General features: G+C 58.4%; 21 protein-coding genes. 7 read left to right on the top strand and 14 right to left on the bottom strand.

What is annotated here, in order from left to right:
* Positions 1–342: 342 nt before the first annotated feature.
* Both DPV74_RS32260 and DPV74_RS32265 read right to left on the bottom strand, forming a co-directional pair.
* The gene (locus tag DPV74_RS32260) at positions 343–1,362 is read right to left on the bottom strand and encodes an IS110 family transposase (protein ID WP_059623654.1); all 1,020 of its coding nucleotides are present in this window, start codon (positions 1,360–1,362) and stop codon (positions 343–345) included.
* 1,112 nt (positions 1,363–2,474) lie between these two features.
* A complete protein-coding gene (locus DPV74_RS32265) occupies positions 2,475–3,077 on the bottom strand; it encodes a hypothetical protein (protein WP_124469844.1) in 603 nt (200 codons plus the stop codon).
* A gap of 592 nt (positions 3,078–3,669) precedes the next feature.
* On the opposite strand from DPV74_RS32265, the gene DPV74_RS32270 reads away from it, so the two are divergent.
* A complete protein-coding gene (locus DPV74_RS32270; RefSeq protein WP_119338660.1) occupies positions 3,670–4,539 on the top strand; it encodes a LysR family transcriptional regulator in 870 nt (289 codons plus the stop codon).
* Positions 4,540–4,832: 293 nt separating this feature from the next.
* On the opposite strand, the gene DPV74_RS32275 is transcribed toward DPV74_RS32270, so the two are convergent.
* Genes DPV74_RS32275 through DPV74_RS32295 form a run of 5 tightly spaced genes read right to left on the bottom strand, consistent with a single transcriptional unit; the run spans position 4,833 to position 8,798 of the window.
* On the bottom strand, positions 4,833–6,035 hold the full coding sequence (locus DPV74_RS32275; RefSeq protein ID WP_119338661.1) for an L-dopachrome tautomerase-related protein: 1,203 nt from the start codon (positions 6,033–6,035) through the stop codon (positions 4,833–4,835).
* A gap of 30 nt (positions 6,036–6,065) precedes the next feature.
* On the bottom strand, positions 6,066–6,356 hold the full coding sequence (locus DPV74_RS32280) for a putative quinol monooxygenase (RefSeq protein WP_059619756.1): 291 nt from the start codon (positions 6,354–6,356) through the stop codon (positions 6,066–6,068).
* Between the two features lie 14 nt (positions 6,357–6,370).
* Complete coding sequence (locus DPV74_RS32285) at positions 6,371–7,165, bottom strand: SDR family NAD(P)-dependent oxidoreductase (protein ID WP_059619754.1); 795 nt, start codon at positions 7,163–7,165, stop codon at positions 6,371–6,373.
* Between the two features lie 56 nt (positions 7,166–7,221).
* Positions 7,222–8,055 (bottom strand): type 1 glutamine amidotransferase domain-containing protein, encoded by an 834-nt coding sequence (locus DPV74_RS32290; RefSeq protein WP_240440045.1) that lies wholly within the window; start codon positions 8,053–8,055, stop codon positions 7,222–7,224.
* Between the two features lie 29 nt (positions 8,056–8,084).
* A complete protein-coding gene (locus DPV74_RS32295; protein WP_091925883.1) occupies positions 8,085–8,798 on the bottom strand; it encodes a type 1 glutamine amidotransferase domain-containing protein in 714 nt (237 codons plus the stop codon).
* A 120-nt stretch (positions 8,799–8,918) separates the two neighbouring features.
* On the opposite strand from DPV74_RS32295, the gene DPV74_RS32300 reads away from it, so the two are divergent.
* Positions 8,919–9,833 carry a LysR family transcriptional regulator gene (locus DPV74_RS32300; protein ID WP_059619748.1) on the top strand — a complete coding sequence of 305 codons (915 nt, stop codon included), beginning with the start codon at positions 8,919–8,921 and terminating at the stop codon, positions 9,831–9,833.
* 187 nt (positions 9,834–10,020) lie between these two features.
* Here DPV74_RS32300 and DPV74_RS32305 read toward each other — a convergent pair whose 3' ends face one another.
* Positions 10,021–10,875, bottom strand: coding sequence for a LysR substrate-binding domain-containing protein (locus DPV74_RS32305; RefSeq protein ID WP_059619746.1), 855 nt, complete (start codon positions 10,873–10,875; stop codon positions 10,021–10,023).
* 105 nt (positions 10,876–10,980) lie between these two features.
* Between DPV74_RS32305 and DPV74_RS32310 the strand changes: the two genes are divergently transcribed.
* Positions 10,981–11,685, top strand: a complete 705-nt coding sequence (locus DPV74_RS32310) for a haloacid dehalogenase type II (protein ID WP_069707191.1) — start codon at positions 10,981–10,983, stop codon at positions 11,683–11,685.
* A gap of 708 nt (positions 11,686–12,393) precedes the next feature.
* Here the strand turns inward: DPV74_RS32310 and DPV74_RS32315 are convergent.
* The 6 genes from DPV74_RS32315 to DPV74_RS32340 all read right to left on the bottom strand — a co-directional run bounded on the left by DPV74_RS32315 (position 12,394) and on the right by DPV74_RS32340 (position 18,131).
* Complete coding sequence (locus tag DPV74_RS32315) at positions 12,394–13,110, bottom strand: ABC transporter ATP-binding protein (RefSeq protein ID WP_034186304.1); 717 nt, start codon at positions 13,108–13,110, stop codon at positions 12,394–12,396.
* Complete coding sequence (locus DPV74_RS32320; RefSeq protein ID WP_034178806.1) at positions 13,110–13,886, bottom strand: ABC transporter ATP-binding protein; 777 nt, start codon at positions 13,884–13,886, stop codon at positions 13,110–13,112. Before DPV74_RS32320 ends, DPV74_RS32315 begins: the two co-directional genes overlap by 1 nt.
* Positions 13,887–13,910: 24 nt before the next feature.
* The gene (locus DPV74_RS32325) at positions 13,911–15,080 is read right to left on the bottom strand and encodes an ABC transporter ATP-binding protein (RefSeq protein ID WP_119338662.1); all 1,170 of its coding nucleotides are present in this window, start codon (positions 15,078–15,080) and stop codon (positions 13,911–13,913) included.
* Between the two features lie 18 nt (positions 15,081–15,098).
* Positions 15,099–16,049 carry a branched-chain amino acid ABC transporter permease gene (locus DPV74_RS32330; RefSeq protein ID WP_021156797.1) on the bottom strand — a complete coding sequence of 317 codons (951 nt, stop codon included), beginning with the start codon at positions 16,047–16,049 and terminating at the stop codon, positions 15,099–15,101.
* Positions 16,050–16,123: 74 nt separating this feature from the next.
* Positions 16,124–17,260 carry a branched-chain amino acid ABC transporter substrate-binding protein gene (locus DPV74_RS32335; RefSeq protein WP_119338663.1) on the bottom strand — a complete coding sequence of 379 codons (1,137 nt, stop codon included), beginning with the start codon at positions 17,258–17,260 and terminating at the stop codon, positions 16,124–16,126.
* Between the two features lie 97 nt (positions 17,261–17,357).
* A complete protein-coding gene (locus DPV74_RS32340) occupies positions 17,358–18,131 on the bottom strand; it encodes an aldolase (protein ID WP_081057197.1) in 774 nt (257 codons plus the stop codon).
* A 161-nt stretch (positions 18,132–18,292) separates the two neighbouring features.
* Here DPV74_RS32340 and DPV74_RS32345 point away from each other — a divergent pair, with 161 nt between their 5' ends.
* From DPV74_RS32345 to DPV74_RS32360, 4 genes are all read left to right on the top strand, one after another.
* Positions 18,293–19,696: a PLP-dependent aminotransferase family protein gene (locus DPV74_RS32345; protein WP_059620793.1), complete on the top strand. Its 1,404-nt coding sequence runs from the start codon at positions 18,293–18,295 to the stop codon at positions 19,694–19,696.
* A gap of 257 nt (positions 19,697–19,953) precedes the next feature.
* Positions 19,954–21,363, top strand: coding sequence for a glycerate kinase (locus DPV74_RS32350; protein WP_059620794.1), 1,410 nt, complete (start codon positions 19,954–19,956; stop codon positions 21,361–21,363).
* Between the two features lies 1 nt (position 21,364).
* Entirely contained in the window at positions 21,365–22,639 is a 1,275-nt protein-coding gene (locus DPV74_RS32355; protein WP_059620795.1) for an enolase C-terminal domain-like protein, read from the top strand.
* Positions 22,640–22,700: 61 nt separating this feature from the next.
* On the top strand, positions 22,701–23,819 hold the full coding sequence (locus DPV74_RS32360) for a tyramine oxidase subunit B (RefSeq protein ID WP_059620796.1): 1,119 nt from the start codon (positions 22,701–22,703) through the stop codon (positions 23,817–23,819).
* The last annotated feature ends 546 nt before the right edge of the window (positions 23,820–24,365 follow it).

Genomic DNA, 24,365 nt, shown 5'->3' on the forward strand with positions numbered 1-24,365 from the left:
GGCCGCACAGCGCACTGAACTACCTTGCGCCGTCAGAGTTTGCGGCGAAACATCGGGCAACCGCGGATACTCCTGCCGCTTTCCAGGAGCTGGTTTAAAGGAACTTTGCTAGAAGCCCATTGGCTCTATTGAAGGGGGCAGGTCAGTTGCAGCCTGATTCGCTGCGGGCCCCTATGAAATCCGCAGACTCACGCCTCATTCACCTCGCGAGCTGGTCAGGCTCAGACAACTTTTCAGGCTTAGTGAGTCCCAGGTCCTACCTGTCTTGTCATCACGCTCGAATGCCACCGCAACTTTTGACGTTCCACCCCTTCAGCTCAACTTTCAGACAAACCAGAGAAATCAGGCCGGTTTAACGCTTTCGTAGTCCTTCCGGTAGGGTCGCTGATGTGCCAGCATTGCCCAGATTATTCGGGCAAGCTTGTTGGCCATCGCGACGATGACGACGTTCAACGGACGCCGCTGTTTCATCTGCGTCACCCATAGACCTGGCTCTCTCACGCGGTAGATGATGCTGCGCGCGCCGTGCACGAGCAAAGTCCTGAGATAGGTATCACCTCGCTTACTGATTCCCTGTAGCTCTATCTTGCCGCCGGAACCCGTCTGTCCCGGGACGAGACCGAGCCACGCAGCAAACTCTCGGCCGGATTTGAAGGCTTTGGCCTGTCCCATCGTTGCCACTGCCGCCGTTGCGGTAAGCAGGCCTACGCCTGGGATCATTGCAATTGCTTTGGCAGACGGGTCGTCTTTCATCCACTCATGCAAACGGCGCTCGATCTGGCCGATCTGCCGATCGAGGTCATCCAGACCTTTCCATTGCTCGCGTAACGTTTCGATCAGTATCGCTGGCAGGCGTCCCGACAATCTTTCCAAAACCCCAACGACGGATTTGTCCAACGCAGCTCGACCGACACCCATCACCTCGCCATACTCGGTCAGCAATCCGCGCAGGCTGTTGATCTGCATCGTGCGGAACTTCACCAGTTGCTGCCGCATGCGATGCAGCGCGAGCACTGCCTGTTGAGCCTCGGTCTTCACGGCAACTTCCTTGCTGTCCATCTGCGTAGCCATCCAGATTGCTCGAGCATCGGCAGCATCGTTTTTGTTGCGGATGTTGAATGCCTTGACGAATTTCGCTGGCATCAGCTTCACCCGGTGGCCCATCTCGATCAATCGCCGCGCCCAGTGTTGGGATCCGCTGCAGGATTCCATCCCGATAAGACAGGGACTACGATTCGCAAAATATTCGAGAAACGCCGCTCGTTTCACAGGTCTGTTCACGATCTCACCGGTTTCGGGGTCCACCCAGTGCACCTGCATTACGTTTTTTGCGATGTCCACACCCACGATCGTATGCGTCATGATGGATCCTCCGGCTGAGTAGGCCAATATGATCTACCGATTTCTATTCAGTAGCGACCGCATGGCACGAATGTACCGCCGACGCTACACGCAGCGATGGTGGGGGGCGTTCATATCATTCAACTCAGGTGCCAGATGCCTTGAACCGTGGGGATTCTGGAGTGACAGAATTAATTTGCTCTACGTCATCGGCGGGCATTCACGCGCGTACTCGTCGATCACCGCTAGTCACTTCAACTGCTGGTTCGCCGTTCTGCGCGACGGTACGATTTCACTCAAATCAGGCCCATCACTCATCGAAACAATCTGGCCCCGCACGGCCGACCGCCCCTCGACGAAAAAGGGGCGGCGCCTGCCAGGGCCTTGGTCCAAATCAATACGGTATCGGTGGCAACGAGCAACCCTTCGGAGGGCCGTCCCCGACTCGGGGCGCGACGGTATCTCTTGTCGCACACATGAAAGCACGGTGATACGTCACCATATGGCCCTTCCATGTTGAGAATGTATAGTCGTTATCCCATCGCATTTCGTAACGATAAGGTCCACAACCCCACTGGGTACACGTCGGATTCTGCCTTTTTCCCGTCGCCCTCCAAACACCTCTATAATCCGCCGCTGGAATGTACTTATCGAGCGCGATTATCATCGCATACGCCGTAGATCCGGATGGCACATAGATTGTTTGCCCGATGGTGAAACTCTGTTCTTGCGTCACGGCCTGACTATAGGAGGCACTTAGGCCGCCGCCTTGGCTTTTGAAGGTCGGGGATAAATCGATACCGATCGTCCACTGCCTCGTGATCGACGTGCTACGGCCTTCTGTCTTGTTCGCTGTGCATCCACTATTCGACGGCGTACTGCAACTGAGCGTAAATTCGGGATAATATTTTTGGACCCTCCACACCCAATACGTTCCTTGGGCACCTTGATTGGAATAGTACGAAATATACGAATTATTTCGATCAGCGGAAATCGTTGGGTCCGTCACCCACTTCGTTGTTCCGGTAGCGAGAGCGTGGCTATTTTGGGAAAGCAAGCCCAGGCAAGCCGCGAGCAATGTTGCCAGAACGGCATATCGAGAGGATTCAATTTTCATTCGATTCACCCCGCAATCATTGCGTTTTTTGTTTAATCAACGAATCGCTTCCACGTCGCCCGAGTTTGGGCAAGAGCGTGGCCAACTCATCTCGCTCTGCGGCATCAAATGCGAGTACGCCTACCCCCTCATCCGGCGCCCCCTTATACAGCAACGCAACCGCTGCTTTGCGCCCGACATGGGCCAGTTCGATACTAAGATCGAGAACGCGCTGTTGACTATCGGCACTCCCCGATGAATCGATGATTATCAGATAGCCTTCGTTCAGCGCACTGGATACTTTCTCTTTATAGCGACCGAAATCTTCATCTGCGTTCACAATCACCCCGTCAAATTGATTCTGAATTGCGGGATTCACCGAATCGCTGGACTGGATTGTTGCAGAACGGCCAAGTTCTTGCATTGCAATCCCCATGGATCCACTCGACAAGTTGACCCATGCAGATTTTCTTACGGAATAGTCTTTATCGATCGCGACGGAATTTTTCCCGGCGGTCGAAAGGGAGTTCGATTCGAACTGCTGCCCGGATGCAGACTGCTGCGTCAGCACACTGGCAGGAGAACCTACAGCTCCGTCATCCCCTCCACACGCACTGACCGCAAGCGACGAAATTCCCATGAACAACGCAATGCGCCACCTCATCCGACACCCCCAAATTCATTGAAAGTTTCTAAGTTTCAAATAACCACCCACAACAAAACAACCAATACATCAGCACACCGCACCATTACAGCGAATCGATATTTGCAAAAAGCCGCATCGAATACCGTGCAGCGGGTCCGATTCGAATAATTACCTCGGAAGCACCACCGGGCCGTGACGCCACCCCACACGACCATACCTCATTCTTGACTCCAATTTACAACCCGCAGCCTAACCCGCCTCATTTTTACGAGGAAATTAAATATCTCGATAAGTGTTATTAATTATAATAATATGCCTCTCATGCACACTAGCTCAGCCATTCCACATACAATCACGATCGACTATTTGAATATGTGAAGATCAAAACCCCCCATTTTATTCATCAAATGCCAAACCGCCTTACTCCCAGCCACCACATGCGATTCGCGACAATTCCATGGATGGCGCTCCAAGCAAGACGGAAATCTTGATCCGTCGAGCAAAACTATTGTTCCGCGCCACCGAATGACAATCATCAAGGAAATGAATTACTGTTTCTAATTCCGAGATTCAGCACATCCCGATAATGATTGACCTCGATCTATTGAACACCCTGCTGTGCGTCGTCGAAGAGCGGAACTTTACGAGAACCGCGGAGAGAATCCACAAGACGCAATCCACAGTAAGTCAACAAATATCGAGGCTCGAGAGATCACTTGGACACACGTTGCTCGTCCGTGATAGAAGTGGTAACAATGTTGTCGTCACGGAACAGGGTGAAATATTGGCGACCTACGCGCGTCGCCTTATTGAACTTGCCCAGGAAGCAAAAAATGCTCTTGCGGCCAACCGGGATTTGATTCAAATTCGAATCGGAATACCCGAAGATTTTCGGGTCGACCGGATTACGCAAGTTCTTTCCGGATTCGCCTGTATAAACCCGTCCATTCGACTTGAAATAGCAAGCGGCATGAGTATTGATCTGCATGCGAAGCTTGCTGCTGATCAGCTTCAACTCGCCTTGGTAAAACGGGAACCCGGAACGGGGGCGTGTGTGGCGTCGTGGCCAGAGTCCGTCGTCTGGGTGACAAACCGGCAGACTGTCACGCCGTACGACGTGTTGCCATTGGCAGTCTTTCCTCGAGGATGCATCTACAGAGCACGAGCGGTATATGCTCTCAAAAAAGCAGGAATACGATGGAGAGTTGGTTTCGAAAGTCCCAGCTTGACCGGAATTCAAGCCGCGGTGTCTGCCGGCTTGGCCGTTGGCGTATTGCCAAGATCTGCCGTCTTGCCCTCCCATCGAATCCTGTCGTCCTCCGATAAGCTGCCCGATTTACCGGGGACCGAACTTGCCTTAATTGCAAAAGTGAATCCAGTCAGCTTTGAACAACGTCCTCTCGTAATTTTTCTTTGCAGTGAAATCGAAAAAATCCTAGACGATCAGGAAAATTAAAGGAATGATGGCGTAAGAGATCAGTCTATTCGCCGATGATCAACATCCTCTCGCGGCGATGAATCAGAGCGCCGGAGAATGATCTGAAACAGCCACGGTTTCGACACAAGGCATAAACGGACTCGTATCGGATCGCCGAATTTAACCGCGCAATTTCAGGTTGCTCAGGCACATGGCTTTCAGCACCCTTCGCCGTCACACCAGGAGCCAATGCCGCAAGCGCACACGCCGTTCTATTCTCGGTTGGCCATAAAACGGCTGTCGCCCAATACAGATGCAGCCCCGACTCCCAATTACTTGCCGCCGATCGATATCCGCCATAACTCGTAGCGCTCGTGACCGTTTGGGACCAGACCTGCGACATGGTCACTCAGCGCGCTCGACGTGAAGACGAGATCGCCGGTCGGAAGCAGAGCCGGAGTGTCCGGCCAATGCACGCCATCGTCGGATGCGATCAACGACATCGATTTCGTGCCCGGTTCGTACTTCACGATGCCATTGTGCGTGACATCGGTAATGTAGAGCACACCGTGCGAATCCGTCACGATTCCGTCCGTGTTGCCACCGACAGCACCAAGATCACGAATCTCCGTGGCGATCTTCTCATCTGTCGCACCGTGCAGCCTAAGAACGGCGGTCGAAACCGAACGTGCGCGTGTTCCTGTCGTCACGGTCCAATACAGCGTCGCACCGTCCGGCGACAGCGCGATACCATTGATACCTATCAGCAGCGGCTTTTCCGGCCATACTTCAACGCCATGGGAGACGACCTTTACCCCAGCTTCGACCTGCAAATACGGATGCCCATCCAGCACACGTCGCGCCGTGCCTGACGCAAAATCGGCGACGATCAGTCCGACCTTGTTATGCGGTGAACGGCGAGAGCCACTGTCGGAAACATACGCGATGCGCCTGTGTTCGTCGACGACGATGTCGTTGAGGAAGCTGCCGGCACGATCGGCCACACCGTCGAGGGCGATGCGCTTCACGATTCGTCCGGATTTCAAATCGAACACCACGATTTTCTGGGCTCCAGCAGGTGCCTCCGATTCCCCGGCAACGAACCCCATGTCAAGTGCCCAGAGCCAGTCGTTTTTCCGATCGACGTAGAAGCCCAGCACGTTGCGCAAATGCTCGCTCGGAGCAGTTGCTGTGGAATTGCCTTCCATTGACGGAAATGGCGTCAGTCGCGCCGGGCCGGTAGTTGCCCGAGTATCCAGCCTGCTTAGCGTCGCCGGTGTCGACGCGGCGACGAACCGCGGGGTACTCACATATGCGGTACCGCGTGCGTCGAAATGAAGCCCGGCAATCGGCGCATTGACCGAGCCTGCGAACGGCGCGGGATCCCCACCGTCTTTCGGAATCTCCCAACTTACTCCGGCGTAGCTTCGCCAGCGTTCAAGCCGGGTATCGGCCACCGCAGTCGCTGCGGTCGCGCAACTGATGAAGGCAATTGCGAAAGCAAATGGCGTAACTCGACTCAAGCGCTCGAACATGATGAAGGATGGTGAATTCGTTAGATGCGGTTATGCGACTTGATGCAGATGCAGCAATTTGAAGGTTTCGATCCATTGACCGGCGGTCGCGCGGAATGCGTCCATCAGCGGGCTGCGCATGTGGTACTCCCACGACGCGCGGTCTGCCCATTGCTCAAAAAAGACGACCATCCCCGGCTGATCCAGCGATTCATGCAGTTCGTAACTGAGACAGCCGGGCTGGTGGCGCGCCATCTCGACGAGTTCCTGTTGGGCTTGAACCAGCACCGCTTCGCAACCGTGCTTCGCCTCTACGAGTGCGACAATGACGTGGGCAGACATATCGAGGCACCTGTTCACAGAATCGACCGAAAAGTGCCGCCTTCGACGCGCACCGCAGCACCGTTGGATGCGGCACCCAAAGGACTGACCAGCAACGCCACTATGGCGGCAATCTCGTCGGCCTCGATCATGCGGGCGATCAGTGAGCTCGGACGATACGTGTCGAAGAAGTGGGATTCGATTTCCGCATCGGTCATATCGGGTCGTGGCGCGGTCTGCCGCAAATACGCGACGATGCCTTTGGAGCGCGTAGCGGACGGCAGTACGCTGTTGACGGTCACACCCGTACCCTTCGTCAGTTCGGCCATTCCGCGCGAGACCGCGAGCTGGGCCGATTTGCTGACACCGTAGTGCACCATGTCCGGCGGCGTGAACGCCCCGACTTCGCTGGACATGAAGATGACACGCCCCCAGTTCTTCGCAAGCATGCGAGGAAAGTAATGACGTGACAGCCGTACGCCCGACATGACGTTGACATCGATCATTCGCAGCCATTCGTCATCAGTGATCTCGGCGAAGGCCCTGGCTTCGTAGTAGCCAAGGTTATTCACGAGAATATCCGTATCCGGCTGCGCTTCGATCAGTTCCGCGACACCTCGCTTGCCGCTCACATCGGCGACGATTCCGCGCACGCTGCCGCGATGCGCGGTAGCGGATATCTCGGCGACGGCGGTGTCGAGTTTGTCACGCTGACGCCCGGTGATCGTGACCGACACACCTTCGCCGGCCAACGTTCGTGCAATGGCCATACCAATGCCAGCGGTGGCGCCGGTGACGATGGCAGTTTTACCTTCAAGTTGCAGATCCACCGTTTGCTTCTCCCTTGCTCGTCGAAGGACCGGCTACGCCGGTCCATTGCGTGGCATTACTTCAGCCGCTTCAGCATCTCGCCCGCGACGTCGAGTGCGGAGGCCGGATTCTGACCGGTGATCAATTCGCGGTCGGTCACCATGTGCGCGGTAAATGGCACCTCGTTGCTGCTATAGATGCCGCCGGCCTGCTGCAGCGCGGTCTGCGGATAGAACTTCATCACTCCGCCGCCAAGCAGTCCTTTTGCCTGCTCCTCTTCCGCGTTGCTGATCACCGTCATGCGGTAACCGGAATAGATCCATTTCGGGTAGCTGCCGCTCGCGTTCCCCGAGGCGAGCTTTCGTGCAAAGCCCTGTGCATCGGGCAGGGTCGACAGCAACGCAATCGGACCATGACAAACGAGCGCCGTGGTCTTGCCGCGCGCGTGAAAATCGGCCAGCAGTCGGCCCACCGCGGGGCTGGTCAGAAGATCCTGCATCGGCGCGTGGCCGCCGGGAACATAGACGGCATCGAAGTGCTCGTAACCGATCTGCTCCACCCGCGACAGACTGATCACGGGAGAGTGCGAGCGCGACGTGACTTGCAGCTTGTCGAGCAAAGCCTGGTAACCGCGCATCGCCTTTTCGTCGCCGTTGAAGTACATCTTGTCGGCAGACGTCGCATCCATCGTGGGCGCGTTGCCCTCGGGCGTGGCGAAGGTCACCTGGTGGCCGGCATCAAGCAAGGCCTTCACGGGCTGCATCAGTTCGTTCAGGTAGAAGCCCGTCGCGAAGACCTTGCCGTCCTTCAGATCGAGGTGATCGGAATCCGACAACACCACGAGCACGTTGGCCGCGTGAGCGCTGTACGCTGCAATGCCGAGCATGGCGGCAACGGCGAGCTTGCGCATCGAATGCATAGCGTTCTCCATGGGGAATTTCAGGCCTGCCCTGAGTGATTCAGCAACAGATAACGGATCGCCGCGCCAACGCCGGAAGCCGACTGCGGGTTCTGGCCGGTCACGAGACGTCCGTCGACGACGACCTTCGCCGTCCAATTCGGTACGGGTTGGTGATGCGCGCCGCGCTGTGTCAACGTGCTCGCGAGCAGGAAAGGCACGACGCGATCGAGTTGAACCGCGCGCTCCTCTTCATCCGTGAATGCGCTGAGGTTCTTGCCGGCGACCAGGTACGTTCCGTCGCCGAGGGTCACATCCACCAGCGCGGCGGGGCCATGACATACCGCGCCGATCACACCGCCTGCCTCATAGACCGCGCGAGTCACCTTTTGCACGTCGGGATTGCCCGGAAAATCCCACATCGCACCGTGACCGCCTGCAAAGAAGACAGCCGCATATTTCGACGCGTCGACATCGCCCAGTCTCTGCGTGTGGCGCAGCGCGTCGCGGAAAGCACTGTCGTTCCAATAGCGCGCGTTGACTTCGTCCGTCAGGTCAAGCCCGTCGACGGGCGGCTCGCCGCCCAGAATCGACGCGAATTCGACCGGGATGCCGGCCGCGTCGAGTTCGGCAAGCGGATGCGTCACTTCGCCGAGATAAAACCCGGTCGGCTCGCCGGTCGAGCCTTTCGTCGCGTGGCTCGTGAGTACGAACAGCACGGACAAGTCCTGCCGGTCGCGATGTTCACTATTCATGGTTCGCTCCTCGATTTCAGTGGGTGACCCGACGACGGATCACAATGCGCCCACTTTATTTGGCTCAATGGAGGAGATAAACTGAGTCAGAAGTAAATCTTCTGTTCTCCGGAGGACAAGATGGGGCGAAGATTCGACCATCTCGGTGATGTGGAAGCGTTTGTCACGGTAATTGAAAAAGGCTCGATGACCGCCGGCGCGGTGGCCTTAGGCAGCACACCTTCGGTTCTGAGCCGAGCTATCACGCGCCTGGAGACTCGGCTGGGTGTGCAGTTGCTGCGTCGTTCGACCCGACGGTTGAGCCTGACGGAGCAAGGCAGGCTCTATCTGGAACAATCGCGCGCAGCGTTCTTGTTGATCGACGATGCCGAGCGCGCCATTCAGGGGCAGGACGGCGCGCTGACAGGTCATGTCCGGCTCAGCGTACCGACGACGTACGGACACTATCGTCTGCCACCGCTGCTTCGGCAGTTCACGCAGCAACACCCGCAGGTTCGCGTGGAGTTGAATATCGCGAACCGGAACGTCGATCTGGTGGCCGAAGGTTTCGATCTGGCGATCCGGCTAGGCGCATTGCCCGACAGTGGACTGGTCGCGCGCAAGCTTGAAGATGCAGCGTTATGCCTGGTAGCGTCGCCCGATTACATCGCCAATGCTGGCATTCCGGAAAACGTGGCCGATCTGGAGCACCAGCTTTGCTTGCCTTTCATGCTGCCCAGCAGCGGTCGTATCGCACCGTGGGTGTTCCAGGACGGCGGTCAGGACATCGACTGGCTGCCGCCTTCGAACATCGCGGTCTCCGACGATGTGCTGGGTGTCGTTTCAATGGCGCAGAGCGGCGCCGGCATCTGCCAGACCTATGATTTTATTGTTCGGGACCGGATTCAGGCCGGAACTCTCGTCGAACTGCTGCCCCACCTCCGTGGCCGCACACGGCCGTTTTCTGTGATTTATGCGCCTCATCGTCGCTTGTCTGCGGCATCACGGGCCCTGATCGACATGCTTGTCGCGTCTACCCCCGATTCATCCAAATGAAAGCAGAATGATGGTTGATGGACTCTCAGCGCTCAGCACGGGTTCGGGAAATTCGAACGGCTCACTGATTGCCACGGTTGAACGACACCAATGAATGCAAGTGGCGTAGCGGCTTCATGCAACGATTCGAAGCACGTTGAAATCAGCCTGAAGCCGGCATGTCTTAAGGCTTTTCGTATTCGGGCGGTTACGCGCGTTTGATTTGCTTGATCAAAAAATCGACCATATCTCGCTGTGCGTTGTCAAGAATATCGCCGGTGCCGACTAGCGCAAGCTCTGACGGTGGCAATGGAGGCAAATCGGTGCAGACTCGATGCTCCGGCAAGATCGCAGACTTCGGTAGCACCGAGATAGCCAGACCTGCGGCGACCGCTGCCTGAATCGCAGTAAGGCTTTGGCTGCCAAACGCTATGCGCCAGGCACGCTGCGCCTTGTCGAGACTGCGGATCGCCCGCTGACGGTAAATACATCCGTGGGGAAAAAGCGCAAGCGCGATCGGCTCATCCGAATCCGGCTTCGGGGGATCAGCATCCCGCCCCCGCACCCAAGCAAGCGACTCTGGCCAAGCCGCGAAGCAGTCGCCTCTGCCGGGTTCCCGCTTGACGAGTGCGAGGTCTATTTCCCTCGCGGCAAGCTTGCCTTGCAAATCCGCGCTCATACCCGCCGACGTTTCAAGCCTCACATCCGGTCGGACCTTCAGAAAACCCGAGAGTATTGCCGACATGCGCCGCGCATCGAAGTCCTCCGGGACCCCGATTCGAACCGGCGAAAGCTTGACGTCGCGCTGGAGCACCTCGCGGGCTTCCTGCGACAACGCCAGCAGCCTCCGCGCGTACTGCGCGAGCAAGACACCGTGTTCGGTGGCAACGACATGATTCCCCGAACGGTCCCTGAGCAGCAGCGGGCGACCTACCGACTCTTCCAGCTTTCGCACCTGCTGGCTAACAGTCGACTGCGTGCGATGAACACGTTCGCCTGCACGAGTGAAGCTGCCTTCATCAACGACGCAAATCAGCGTCTTCAGTAGCTCGAGATCAAACATGGTCAGTCATTTGAAATTTAAATATCAATGATTTTATTATCTAATTTCTAAATATGAGACCTTCTGCCTATGATGCGAATGTCTTCTAGCCAAACAGGAACAATGATGTCACTGAAAGATACGAGTCGGCCACAATGGCTGACATTCGACTGCTACGGCACGCTCATTCAATGGGACGAAGGTTTGCTGGCAGCGGTACGCGAGATTCTTGGAAAACGGCAGGCAACGGAGGTCGACGCATCCAGATTCATCGAGGTCTACGACCGGTATGAACATGAGCTCGAGCAGCAATCGCCCCACCGCACCTTCCGTCAGGTTTCCGGCCAGGGCCTTCGACTTGCGCTGGAGGAATTCGGGCTTGCCGGGAGCGAAAGCGACGCCGCAGTGCTGACTTCGAGGATTGCGGCGATGCCACCGTTTCCCGAGGTCGTCGGCACGCTAGGGAAGTTGAAAGCAATGGGATACCGTCTGTGTATTGTCTCGAATACGGACGACGACATTATTGCAGGCAACGTAGCACAACTTGGCGGCTATATCGACAGGGTCATTACTGCACAACAGGCCGGGGCATACAAACCAGCACGTCGGCTGTTCGATTACGCGCACGAACAGCTTGATGTATCGAAGGACGACGTTGTTCACATTTGCGCCAGCCCGCATCTGGACCATGCAGCGGCGCGAGACATCGGATTTCGTTGCGTGTGGATTGATCGAGGCACGGGTCGAAAATTGCTGCCGGACTACACTCCAGACGCGACGTTACAGACGCTGCACGAAGTACCGGAACTCTTTGCTACGCTCGACTGGTAGTCCATTGTCCCGTTACCCCGATCACGGCTTGCCCAAGTGCATGCAATATTGCCGGAAGAAGCGACGCGTTCCGATCGGGGTACATCACACACGCTTCTCATCATCGACATACTGATCGCGGTCCGGCACATAAACCCTGATCCCAGAACGACACGTAACGATTTGCATCCGGTGACCCGAAACGTCGACGCTGAATCCCGACGCAAATCAGGATGACTCTCGCTCCAGGACTGCCCCGCTCCACCACCCATCTTGCTCCGCTTCCGACACCGGCAAGAACCCGTTGGTTTCCCAAGATCACTTGTCGGACCGGCCGCTGAAAAACTTGATCGGCATGGTGCCGGTCTACTTGGTAAGGCGACTGAGACTTCTCTCTTTGAGCCGTTGAAGGGCGCTCAGGTCGGATCCTCTTGCTCCCGATGCCAAAGGTCGTGGATGCTTTGCTTGCAACGCGCTCCAACTTCCAACGATGGCCTCAAGCTCAGTGCGCTCCAGCACAAACGCATTCTGCCGACTCATGCGGCTGGATCATCTGCATGATTGGTCCCGGTACTGGCCTCGACACATCCGATCGCAATCAGTCGGTTCGGTCGATGCGAATGTCCGGACTTTCAGGACACGAAGGCGTGAGAGTCAAGTCATGTGATATCACTCCTTGCATTGCTCGTTTCGACCAGCATCGTCGGCATGCCGCACGTGTTCACGAGGTTACTCACCCAGATACGCGGCGCGCACCTTCGGATCGTCGAGCATCTGCTTCGCGTCGCCTTCCATCGTGACCGTGCCCGAATCCATCACGTAGCCGCGGTCGGCCGCCTGCAGCGCGAGGCGCGCGTTCTGCTCGACGAGCAGCACCGTGATGCCCTCCTTCGATATCTCGCGCACCACTTCGAAGATCTTCTCGACCATGATCGGCGACAGACCCATCGACGGCTCGTCGAGCAGCAGCAGCTTCGGCTTGCTCAGGATCGCGCGCGACATCGCCAGCATCTGCTGCTCGCCGCCCGACAGCGTGCCCGCGAGCTGTGACGCACGCTCCTTCAACCGCGGGAAGAAGCCGAACATCCGGTCGACGTCCTTCTTGATCTGCTCGGTGTCGTTGCGCAGGTACGCGCCCATCTGCATGTTCTCGATGATCGACATCCGCGCGAAGATCCCGCGGCCTTCCGGCACCATCGCGAGGCCGCGCTTGAGCAGCTCGTGCGGCGGAATGCCCTTGATCGACTTGCCGTCGTACTCGATGTCGCCCGCCGAGTACGGCTTCAGGCCCGTGATCGCCTTCATCGTCGTGGTCTTGCCCGCGCCGTTCGCGCCGATCAGCGTCACGAGCTCGCCCTGACGGACTTCCATGTCAACGCCCTTGACGGCCTGGATGCCGCCGTAGTTGACCTGCAAGCCCTTGATTTTCAACATTGCCGCTGCCATCAGTGCACCCCTGCGCCGAGATATGCCTCAATCACCTTCGGATTCTTCTGCACGTCCTGCGGCAGACCCTCGGCGATCACCTTGCCGTAATCGAGCACCGTCATCCGGTTGCACAGCCCCATCACGAGCTTCACGTCGTGCTCGATCAGCAGGATCGTGCGGCCGTCCGAGCGGATCTTGTCGAGCAGGCGCGTGAGTTCGACCTTCTCGGTCGCGTTCATCCCGGCCGCCGGCTCGTCGAGCGCGAGCAGCTTCGGATCGGTGGCCAGCGCGCGCGCGATCTCGAGACGGCGCTGGTGGCCGTACGACAGGTTGCGCGACGTGTAGTCCGCGTACTGCAGCACGCCGACGTACTCGAGCAGCTCGATCGCGCGTTCCTTGATCTCGCGCTCTTCCTGGCGCTCGGCCGGCGTCTGGAACACCGCGCCGAGCAGCCCGTGCTTGGTGCGCACGTGGCGGCCCACCATCACGTTCTCGAGCGCCGTCATCCCGCCGAACAGGCGGATGTTCTGGAATGTGCGCGCGATGCCGGCCTTGGCCACCTGGTGCACGGCCGTCGGCGTGTAGTTCTGGCCGTCCAGCTTGAAGTCGCCGGAATCCGGCGTGTAGAGGCCCGTGATCACGTTGAAGAACGTCGTCTTGCCGGCGCCGTTCGGGCCGATCAGCCCGTAGATCTCGCCTTCCTTGATCTGCAGGCCGACGTCTGACAGTGCCTGCAGGCCGCCGAAGCGTTTGTTCACGCCTTGCACGGACAGTCGGATTTGCTTGTCGCTCATGTGTATATCCCCTGTGTCCGTCGATTAAGCGCGCACCGGCTTCTTGCTGTTGCGCTTCGCCAGTTTCGCGATCTTGTCCTCATGCTTCGGCGCCGGCCACAGGCCTTCCGAGCGATACAGCATGATGATCACCATCGCGAGGCCGTACAGCGCCTGACGGATCACTTCGGTATCGACGATGTCGTGACCGAAGATCGCATGCTGCAGCGGGCTCATCGTCGAACGCAGGAATTCCGGGAAGATCGCGAGCAGCACCGCGCCCAGGATCACGCCGGGGATGTGGCCCATGCCGCCGAGCACCACGCAGGCGAGCACGACGATCGATTCCCAGAACGTGAACGACTCGGGCGACACGAAGCCCTGGAACGCACCGAACATCGCGCCCGAGAGGCCGCCGAACGACGCACCCATCGCGAAGGCGAGCAGCTTCACGTTACGGGTGTTGATGCCCATTGCCTTCGCGGCGATTTCGTCTTCGCGGATCGCGGCCCATGCACGGCCGATACGCGAGTGCTGCAGGCGCGTACAGACCCAGATCACCAGCAGCGCGCAGAGCACGAACAGGTAGTAGTACATGTAGACCGACGGCAGCTGGAAGCCGAAGATCGAGTGCGTCTGCGACAGGTTGAAGCCGCCGATGTGCACCGGATCGATGCCCGTGATCCCCTTCGGGCCGTTGGTGATGTTCACCGGACGGTCGAGGTTGTTCATGAAGATCCGGACGATTTCACCGAAGCCGAGCGTGACGATCGCCAGGTAGTCGCCGCGCAGGCGCAGCGTCGGCGCGCCGAGCAGGATCCCGAAGGTCGCCGCCAGCGCCATCGCGATCGGCACGATGATCAGGAACGGGATGTGCAGGCCGTTCGGCGCGAGCGCCGCGATCCACTCGAACTGCGAGGTCAGGTGAGGCGAGCTCAGCAGCGCCGCCGTGTACGCGCCCACCGCGTAGAACGCGATGTAGCCGAGGTCGAGCAGGCCGGCGAAGCCGACCACCACGTTAAGACCCAGCGCGAGCATCACGTAAAGCATCGCGAAGTCGAGCACGCGGACCCAGTAGTTGCCGCCGGCCGAGCCGATCACGATCGGCGCCGCGATCACGAGGACGGCGGTCAGCAGGCCGATGACGATGGTCTTGGCGGTGTTGCGCTCTTCGACGAGCGACGTCGAGGATTCGATCGGTTGAATGGATGTCATGTTGTTTGCTCCCTTCCGTTACGCGCGATCCGCGACCCGTTCGCCCAGCAGGCCCGACGGACGGAACACCAGCACGATGATCAGCACGACGAAGGCGAACACGTCCTGGTAGTTGCTGCCGAATACGCCGCCCGTGAGGTTGCCGATGTAGCCGGCCCCGAGCTGCTCGATCAGGCCGAGCAGCACGCCGCCGACCATCGCGCCGCCGAGGTTGCCGATCCCGCCGAGCACCGCGGCGGTGAACGCCTTCATGCCGGGGATGAAGCCCATGTAGAAGTGCACGTTGCCGTATTCGGAGGCGATCATCACGCCGGCCAGCGCGGCGAGCGCGGAGCCGATCATGAACGTCGCGGAGATCACGAAGTTCGGGTTCACGCCCATCAGGCTGGCCGTATTCGGGCTTTCGGCGATCGCGCGCATCGCGCGGCCGAGCTTGGTCTTGTGCACGAGCAGCAGCAGGCCGCCCATCACGATGAACGCGACCGCGATGATCACGATTTCAGTCACGGAGATCACGGCGCCCGGCGTCGTGTCGGTGGCCTTGATCACGTTGATCGGATCGGTCGGCAGCAATTGCGGGAACGGCAGCGGGTTGCGCGACCAGATGATCATCGCCGCCGTCTGCAGCAGGATCGACACGCCGATCGCGGTGATCAGCGGCGCGAGGCGCGGCGCGCGGCGCAGCGGCCGGTACGCGACGCGCTCGATCGTGAAGCCGACGAACGCGCAGACGACCGCGGCGATGCCCAGGCCGATCGTCAGCGTCGCGACGTTGCCGAGTCCGGGAAAATGGTTCTGCAGCACGGTGATGGCCGACAGCGCGACCATCGCGCCGATCATCAGCACGTCGCCGTGCGCGAAGTTGATGATGCCGAGAATGCCGTACACCATCGTGTAACCCAACGCGATGATGGCGTACACACTGCCGAGCACCAGCCCGTTCAGAATTTGTTGGACAAAAATGTCCATGTCACTCCCAAGAGTTGATTACTATTGGATCGGCATGCGAGAACGCCGATTACTCGTCGTTCTCGCTCGAAGTATCACTGCGTCGGACTAAGGTTATCGCCCGACACTTTGTACACGGTCACCGGCGCATCAATCCATTCACCGTTCTTGTCGAACGCGACCTTTCCGACCAGCGTCGAGAACTGGATTTGCTTGAGCATCGGAACGAACTTTTCGGGGTCCGTCGAATTCGCCGCCTTCATTGCCTGCGCGACCACCATCGTGGCCGAATAGAATGCCGGCGAGTAAACATCGTTCTTCACACCGAATTGCTTTTCATACCGCGCCGCGAATTCCCGACCACCGGGCAACGTCGCGAGCGGTGCGCCGCCTTCGGCGCAATACCCCCGCCCATTCAGCGTTCCGGCAGCCAGCTTCGGCATATCGACCGAGCAGATCCCGTCCCCGCCTAGCACCGGAACCGCAAGACCCAACTGCTTGGACTGTCGCCCGATGGCGGCTGCCTGCGCGTAGTACCCGCCGTAGAAGATCGCGTCCGGGCGTTGAGCCTTGATGTGCGTCAGAATCGCGTTGAAGTCCGTTGCCTTGTCGTTGGAATATTCCCTGGCGACGACGTCGATACCGTTCTTCTTCGCCGTCGCGGCAAACACGTCAGCTACGCCTGATCCGTATGCCGTGCGATCGTCGATCACCGCCACGCGTTTTGCATGCAATACCTTTGCCGCATATTCGGCCATGCGTGCGCCCATCACGTTGTCATTGGCCGCAAGCCGGAAGACATACGGGAAGCTCTGCTGCGTGATCGCCGGATTTGAAGCGGCGCCGGTAATCATCGGAACACGCGCATTGTTGTAGATGCGGGACGCGGGAATGGTCACGCCGGAGTTGTAGTGGCCGATGACCGCCTTCACACCCGAATCGACGAGCTTCTGAGCGACAGAGACGCCCGTTTTGGGATCTGCAGCATCGTCCTCGGACAGCATTTCGAACTTGATGGATTGACCGTCGACGACGATCGGCGTCCGATTCAGCTCTTCAATCGCCAGCCGCACGCCTCGCTCATCGTCCTTGCCGAAATTCGATTGGCCGCCCGTCAACGGGCCCGCAACACCGATCCTGACAGTCTGATCCGCATGCGCGGCAGAAATCAATGCGGGGCTGATTCCCCCGAGCAACAGGGTGGCGATGGTGAGTTTGTGACAGTACTTCATGTGAAACCTCCGTGGCGTGGGCAAATTGGGTAGTCGACATGGTTGCAGCGTCAGGAGCGCTGGCACTAGATGGCCGATTGCGCTTGACGTGGGATAGTCAGTCCCGCCAGTGCGGTTCTGCAGATTCCAGAAGCCGCTTGAGCGAACGAAAATGAAGTAGTGCATATTCATCTCGATCACGGGCGAATTCACGAGAAGTCCGGCGAGCCAGTTCGTCGCTCACGCGTTTCAGCGGACGCCCGCTCGACATCGCGAGGATTTGGACCTGGGCGGCTCGTTCGAGGTAGTAGAGATCGTCGAGTGCCGCGGCAATCGAAGGGCCCGTGACTATCACGCCGTGGTGCTCGAGCATCAGGACACGCCTGGAAGACAACGCGGCGGCAATCCGGTCTCCTTCCTGTTCGCTGAGTGCAAGTCCTCCGTATCCCGAATGATCACGGTCGTAGGCAATGCGATCGAAAAAGCGAAGGCTGTTCTGATGGCACATTTCGAGGCGAAAGCCGTCGAGCGTCGTCAGTGCCGTGGCATAAGGCATGTGCGTATGAAGTACGCATGCGGCATCAGGCGAGGCGCGATGAACTCGGGAATGGATGTTGAGCGCGGTTTTCTCGACTCGTCCGACTCCGTCGATTACCGAGCCGGCGGAATCGACGAGCAGCAAATCAGCCGGTCGGATCTCTTCGAAGCTGAGTCCGAACGGATTGATCAGATACGTTTCCCGACTGCCCGGGAGCAAGAGACTGAAATGGTTGCATGTTCCCTCGTGGAAGCCGAGGCGCGCGGCGATGCGAAATGCCGCGGCCAGATCATCGCGAGCATTCGCGAGCTCATTGGTCTTCGATCCAGGAAAAAAATCGGTGGCGTGTGCCATGGGGTCGTCCAGTGCAAGTATGCGTATGCGATTCCCCTTCAATGTAGTGAATCAAACCTGCACGGATACATGTACACTTTAAAACGAGGGTGACTAACTGTATTGGGTTCGTCGCCTGCACGGTTATATGGGCCGGTATTTTTGATGTGATAGGTGCGGCGATGAAACCGATACTGACGCTCGATCCCCAGGGGGAATCGTCCCTGGTTCAACAGATCGTGGCCGGGCTGACGGCAACGGTGAACGAAAGAACCTGGCGGTCCGGGGCCAAGGTCCCGAGCATCCGCGTATTCGCCGAGGCACATGGCGTGTCGACATTTACGGTCGTCGAAGCATACGATCGCTTGGTGGCGCAAGGCGTCTTGATGGCACGGCGTGGATCCGGCTTTTATGTCGCGGATCGAAGCCGTAGCGAGATACCTCAGACCATCGAGAAACTCAACGAGGAATTCACGAACGGATGGTCGCTGCGTAACGTTCTGGAGGGAACGGAAGGCACGATTCACGCGGGCTCGGGATGGATTCCAGAGGCATGGTTCGACGCAGACGGCCTTGGGCGGGCGCTAAGACAGGTAGCGGCGCAGCCGCGATCGCTATTGGGGTACGGGCACGCAAAGGGGTATGAGCAGTTGCGTGAGCAAATCGTGCGGCAACTTGCGGAACACGAGATCGAGGCAAGTTCCACGGGCATCGTCACTACGCTGGGCGCAAACCAGGCGCTGGATCTCGCCATTCGTCACCTTACGCGCGAGGGCGATACCGTGCTGGTAGACGAGCCCTGCTACAGCGATCTGCTCGTTGCATTGCGATTGCGCAGGATCAAGGCAGTCGGGATTCCGATGACACCCACCGGTCCGGACGTCGTTTCGATGGAGCAGGCGTTCGAGACTCATCGCCCCAAAGTGTTCTTCACCAATACGCGGTTGCATAATCCGACCGGTGCGAGCTACAGCTCGGCATCGGCATTCAAGGTCCTGAAGCTTGCCGAGCGCTACGACTGCATCATCGTCGAGGACGACGTCTCTGCCGGTCTGGTGTCCGGAAATTCAGTCGCGCTCGCGTCCATGGATCAATTGAAACGAGTGGTCTATGTCGGCAGCTTTTCAAAGACCATCGGTGCCGGCCTGCGCGTGGGATTCGTGGCCGCGGAGCCCGCGCTTCTCGAGGGTTTGCTTTACCAGAAGCTGGTGTCCGGAATGTCGACGCCGACGATCACGGAGCAACTGGCACATGCAGTGCTGTCCGAAGGACACTTCAGGAAGCAGGCCGAGCAATTGCGCGATCGTCTCGCTACCGCGCAGGAACGGACCTGTCGCCGGCTTGAATCGATCGGTTTTGAAGTGTTCTGCGAACCTCGATCCGGAATGTTCGTATGGGCACGGCCCGCGGGAATCAATTGCGATTCGGCCGAACTCGCTGTACGTGCTGTCGACCACAAGATTCTTCTGGCGCCAGGCAATCTTTTCTACGCCACCAATCCAACCAGTAGTTGGCTGCGATTCAATGTTGCGCACTGCAACTTCGATCGTCTTTATGCGTTTCTGGCGCATGCCATTGCACACTGACCCGGTCTCGTCACCAAGCCGCCAGGGAATCGGCGTCGCGCAACGAACCGGTGATCTCTCGAACCCGCTCGAGTCGGTACGCGCATGAGCTAGCGTCCACGCCGTGCGCGGATCCAACTGTGCAGGCAACAAGGCCTCTACAGTTATCCAGCGATCCACCGCAGTGTGCATGTATCTGTTCAGCTCGATTGCATAAATTGACGGACAACACGTCGTTCATGATTTCGATGCGGCGGTAACTCCGATCAATTTTCAGCATGAAAAAGATACGAAATTACGAAGCACTCCTCTCGAATGGCGTCGTTTCGTCACGGCAGATCGTACTCGAGATCGCGGACCGGACACTCGACAGGCTCGACAGCTACCAGCGAATTCGCAGCATCATGCGCATGGAAGGTAGCGTACTGCATATCGGAACCCGCTCGTGGGATCTTTCGCGCAAGCGAAACGTCTATCTGGTCGGCGCCGGCAAGGCTTGCAACCATATGGCAATGGCAGTCGACCATGTGTTGGGTGATCGCCTGACGCACGGTATCGCCATCGTGAAAATCTGGGAAGAATCGGACCGTTTCAACAAGACCGAGGTGTTCGTCGGCGGCCATCCCCTCCCGAACGAAGAAGGCCATCGGGCATCGAAGCAAATCATCGAACTCGTCGATCAGGCCGGACCAGACGACTTGTTCATCGCGGTGATCAGCGGCGGAAGTTCGGCGCTCATGTCCTGTCCGATCGAAGGCATCAGCCTGCAGGACGAGATCGATACCACGGACGTGCTGCTGAAATCCGGTGCAGGCATTTACGAGATCAATGCCGTGCGCCGGCACATCTCGGCCTTGAACGGCGGGATGTTGGCGCAGCGCATCCAGCGCACGGGTGCCGAACTGATCGGCTTCGGCATCAGCGACGCGGTCGGATCGCCTGCCACGGGCGACATTTCAGTGCCCTACGCAGCCTACAAAAGCACGCCGATCGGTCCCGACATGACGACCCTGGACGACGCTCGCGCCACGATCATCAATCGCAACGTGGCCGATCGCCTGCCCAAGAGCGTTGTCGACTATCTGATGAACGCAGGCCCCGACGCGGAGACCCCGAAGGCCTTTCCGGACAATACCTACTTCCTGCTCAACACGCTGCCCGACTCCTGCATTTACGCCAAGGCAGTCTGCGAGGAGATGGGTATCCCCGCAATGATCGTGTCGTCGTTCCTTGAAGGAGAAAGTCGCGACGCCGGCACCTTCTTCGCGTCGATGGCGCGCGAAATCCAGACGTACGGCAACCCGATCAAGCCCCCTTGCGTGCTTCTCAGCTCCGGTGAGGTGACGACGCTTATCGACGATAACAGCGTGATCAAGGGGCACGGCGGGCCTGGCCAGGAAATGGCCGCAAGTTTCGCTATCGCGGCGGCCAAAACCACGGGTGCCTGCCTGCTGTCGATCGACAGCGAAGGCACGGACGGCACGGCGACGGTGGCGGGAGGCATGACGGACTCGACCAGCTTCACCGCGGCTGCCGTAAAGGGAGTCAACCTCTATCAGGCACTGCGCGAGCACAGCTGCTTCGAAGCACTCGAGTCGATCGACTCCGCCGTTTTCACCGGCAACACCGGTACCAACCTGTGTGACTTGAACATCCTTTATGTTCCTGAACCGAACGGGAGCAAGTGACATGGAAGACAAGATCACATCCGTCCGGGCACTTCAGATCATCGATTGCAAGTGCCGGCCCGCAGTCGAAGTCGAGGTGCGCACCCAAAGCGGTGCGGTTGGTCGAGGTGCGGCACCCACCGGCACTTCCGTCGGGATGCACGAATCGTTCGTCCTGAGGGACGGCGATCCAGCGACCTACGACGGGCTCAGTGTTCATAAGGCCGTCGACAACGTGGTCGATGTAATTGGTCCGGCGCTGATCGGCATGAACGTGTTTGATCAGCGAGCGATCGACGAAAAAATGATCGCGCTCGATGGCACACCCAATAAATCCCGCCTCGGCGGAAACACGATTTACTCGGTATCCATCGCGGCATTCCGTACGGCGGCGAATGCCCGATCGATTCCGCTGTACGCTCACATCGCCGGCCGCGACATCATGACCGTGCCGGTCCCATGCTTCAACGTGATCAACGGCGGACGATACGATGGGCTCACCCAGCCGTTCAACGAGTTCCTGATCGTGCCGTACGGCACTGACAGTGTCGACTTTGCCATCGAAATGGCGGTGGCCGTGTTTCAGAAGCTTGGCCATGTACTGACCGAATATCTGGGCCACAAACCTCAAGTCGCCAGTTCCTATGGCTACGCCGCCCCTTCGGATGACCCGGAAGTCGTGTTGACGCTGATGCAAAAGGCCATCGATGCCTGTGGCTATACAGGCCGGATCGCGTTTGCGCTCGATTGCGCGTCAAGCGAGATGTACGACAAGGAGACCCGCACGTATCTGCTGAAAGGCAAACGGGTGTCCACCTCCGAACTCATTGCCTATGCCCGCTTCCTGACCGAGAAATTCAATTTGGTCTTCATCGAGGATTTGCTCGATGAAAACGACTGGGAAGGTTACAGCACGGCGGTTCGAGAAATTCGACGATCGATCATTCTGGGCGACGATCTCACGGTCACCAGTCTCCCGTTACTTGAGCGGGCTTTCGAGACTCGTGCCGTGGACGGGTTCGTGTTGAAGCCGAACCAGGTCGGAACGATCACGGAGGCGATGGACGCCTATCGATTTGCGCTGCAACACGGAATGATCGCGGTGCCCTCGGGCCGCTCCGGTGGTGTCGTGGATGACGTCGTGATGGATTTTTCGGTCGGCCTCGAAGTTCCGCTCCAGAAGAATGGCGCCCCCCGTTCCGGCGAGCGGATCGAAAAGCTCAACTTTCTGTTGCGGGCAAATGCGCGAAGCCCGGGTTGCCGCCTCTACGACATTTCACCACTTCTCCGATTCTGACCACTGAGTCGGGATCGAAGCTTGACACCCAACATCTTCCTTTTTCGACGAGGTCTGCACCATGTATCCCAAAATCGACTTTCTGTACCTTTCCGAGCCGGACATGATCGCAGTTGGCGTGCTGGATGCCGCGCGCTGCGTGTCCGTATGCGAGGAGACATTCGGACTCCTCGGCAGAGGCGACTATCTGATGGGTGGCGCCAATCACAATAACCACGGAATGAACATCGTCTTCCCGAAAGAGACGAAGTTCCCGAACATGCCGGTTGCCGGTCCGGACCGCCGCTTTGCTGCAATGCCCGGTTATCTGGGCGGTCGCTTCGACGTGTGCGGCAACAAATGGTACGGATCGAATCACGCCAATGCCGAGAAAGGCCTGCCGCGCTCGATCTTGACCATGATGCTCAATGACAAGGACACGGGCGCGCCGCTGGCGCTGATGTCGGCGAACTTGTTGAGCGCGGCCCGAACCGGAGCCGTGCCGGGAGTGGCGGCAAAGTATCTAGCCAACCAAGATGCGAGAAGTATGTCTGTTATCGGTTGCGGCCCGATCAACAAGGCGTGCTTCACCGCGATCATGACCCAGCTCGGCTCGATCCAGCACGTCGTCTGTTTCGACGTCTTCCTCGACAAGGCGAACGAGTTCGCCGGTTGGGTTCAGCAAACGTACGGGATTTCCGCCACCGGTACCGATGAGGCCGAGAAAGGCTTCCGTGATGCAGATGTCATCACCGTGGCAGCGTCGCGTCTGAAGCCGCTTTATTTCAAGGACGAATGGATCAAGGAGGGCGCGACCATTCTCGTCTCAGGCCCGTTCAATACCGACGAGTCGTTCCTGACTGGCGCCAGGGTCGTATACGACCATACCCCGCTGCAGGAAGCCTATGTCGAGGACGCAATCGCATCGGGCAATAAGGAAAGCTACTACAGCAGCGTCATTGGCGGCCCGTTCTTCCGTCTGATCGATGCAGGCAAGCTGCCCGCCCTGCCTGACTCGACCAGCCTCGGTCATGTCGTGAATGGCGACAAGCCGGGCCGGGAGAGCACGAAGGAGCGTGTCATCTTCATAGCATGCGGGATGGCGGTTTTCGACATCAGCTGGGGGACGGAGCTCTATAACAACGCGCGGGAAAGGAAGATCGGCACGCCCCTCAATTTGTGGGAAAAGCCGGCTCTCTGATCGGGTCACCGTGAATCGCGCTCCCGGCAATTGAGCCGCCTGGATCCCCCTGGAAGGTGCCGAGCGCCAGTGTCGGGACTTTCCTGAGCCTTCGGCCATAGGCCGAAGGCTCATGCCGGGTGAATGCTGGCAAGCGTCGAGGTTTGGGACCGCTTGCACCAAGTGAAGCTGACTGGATAAAGCGTTCAGCCTTGCCGTTAGTCTGCCGACGATGCGCCCGCGGAAGTTTGTATAGGCGCTCACAATTAGCGCTAGCAGTGTTCACAGGCGCGCTAGCTAGTATGTTGCTGTAGAAGTTCACAATCAATGCTAGCCGCGCCCAAAGGAGTGCTAGCAATGTTCACTAATACTGCTAGCGTAATGTTTTGCTCAGCCTGAGCGGTGGGCATCGATAACGTGATTTTGACCTGAGACGTTTCTTGTAGCCATCTGGCAAGTGAGTTCTCTTTTATCCTAGAGGCAAGGAGAACTCGATGAAGAAGCGATTTACCGACGAGCAGATCATCCGGATCTTGCGCGAGGTCGAGAGCCGGGACGAGCCGGTGA

Source organism: Burkholderia sp. HAN2018, assembly GCF_024704855.1.
Lineage (GTDB): Bacteria > Pseudomonadota > Gammaproteobacteria > Burkholderiales > Burkholderiaceae > Burkholderia > Burkholderia cepacia.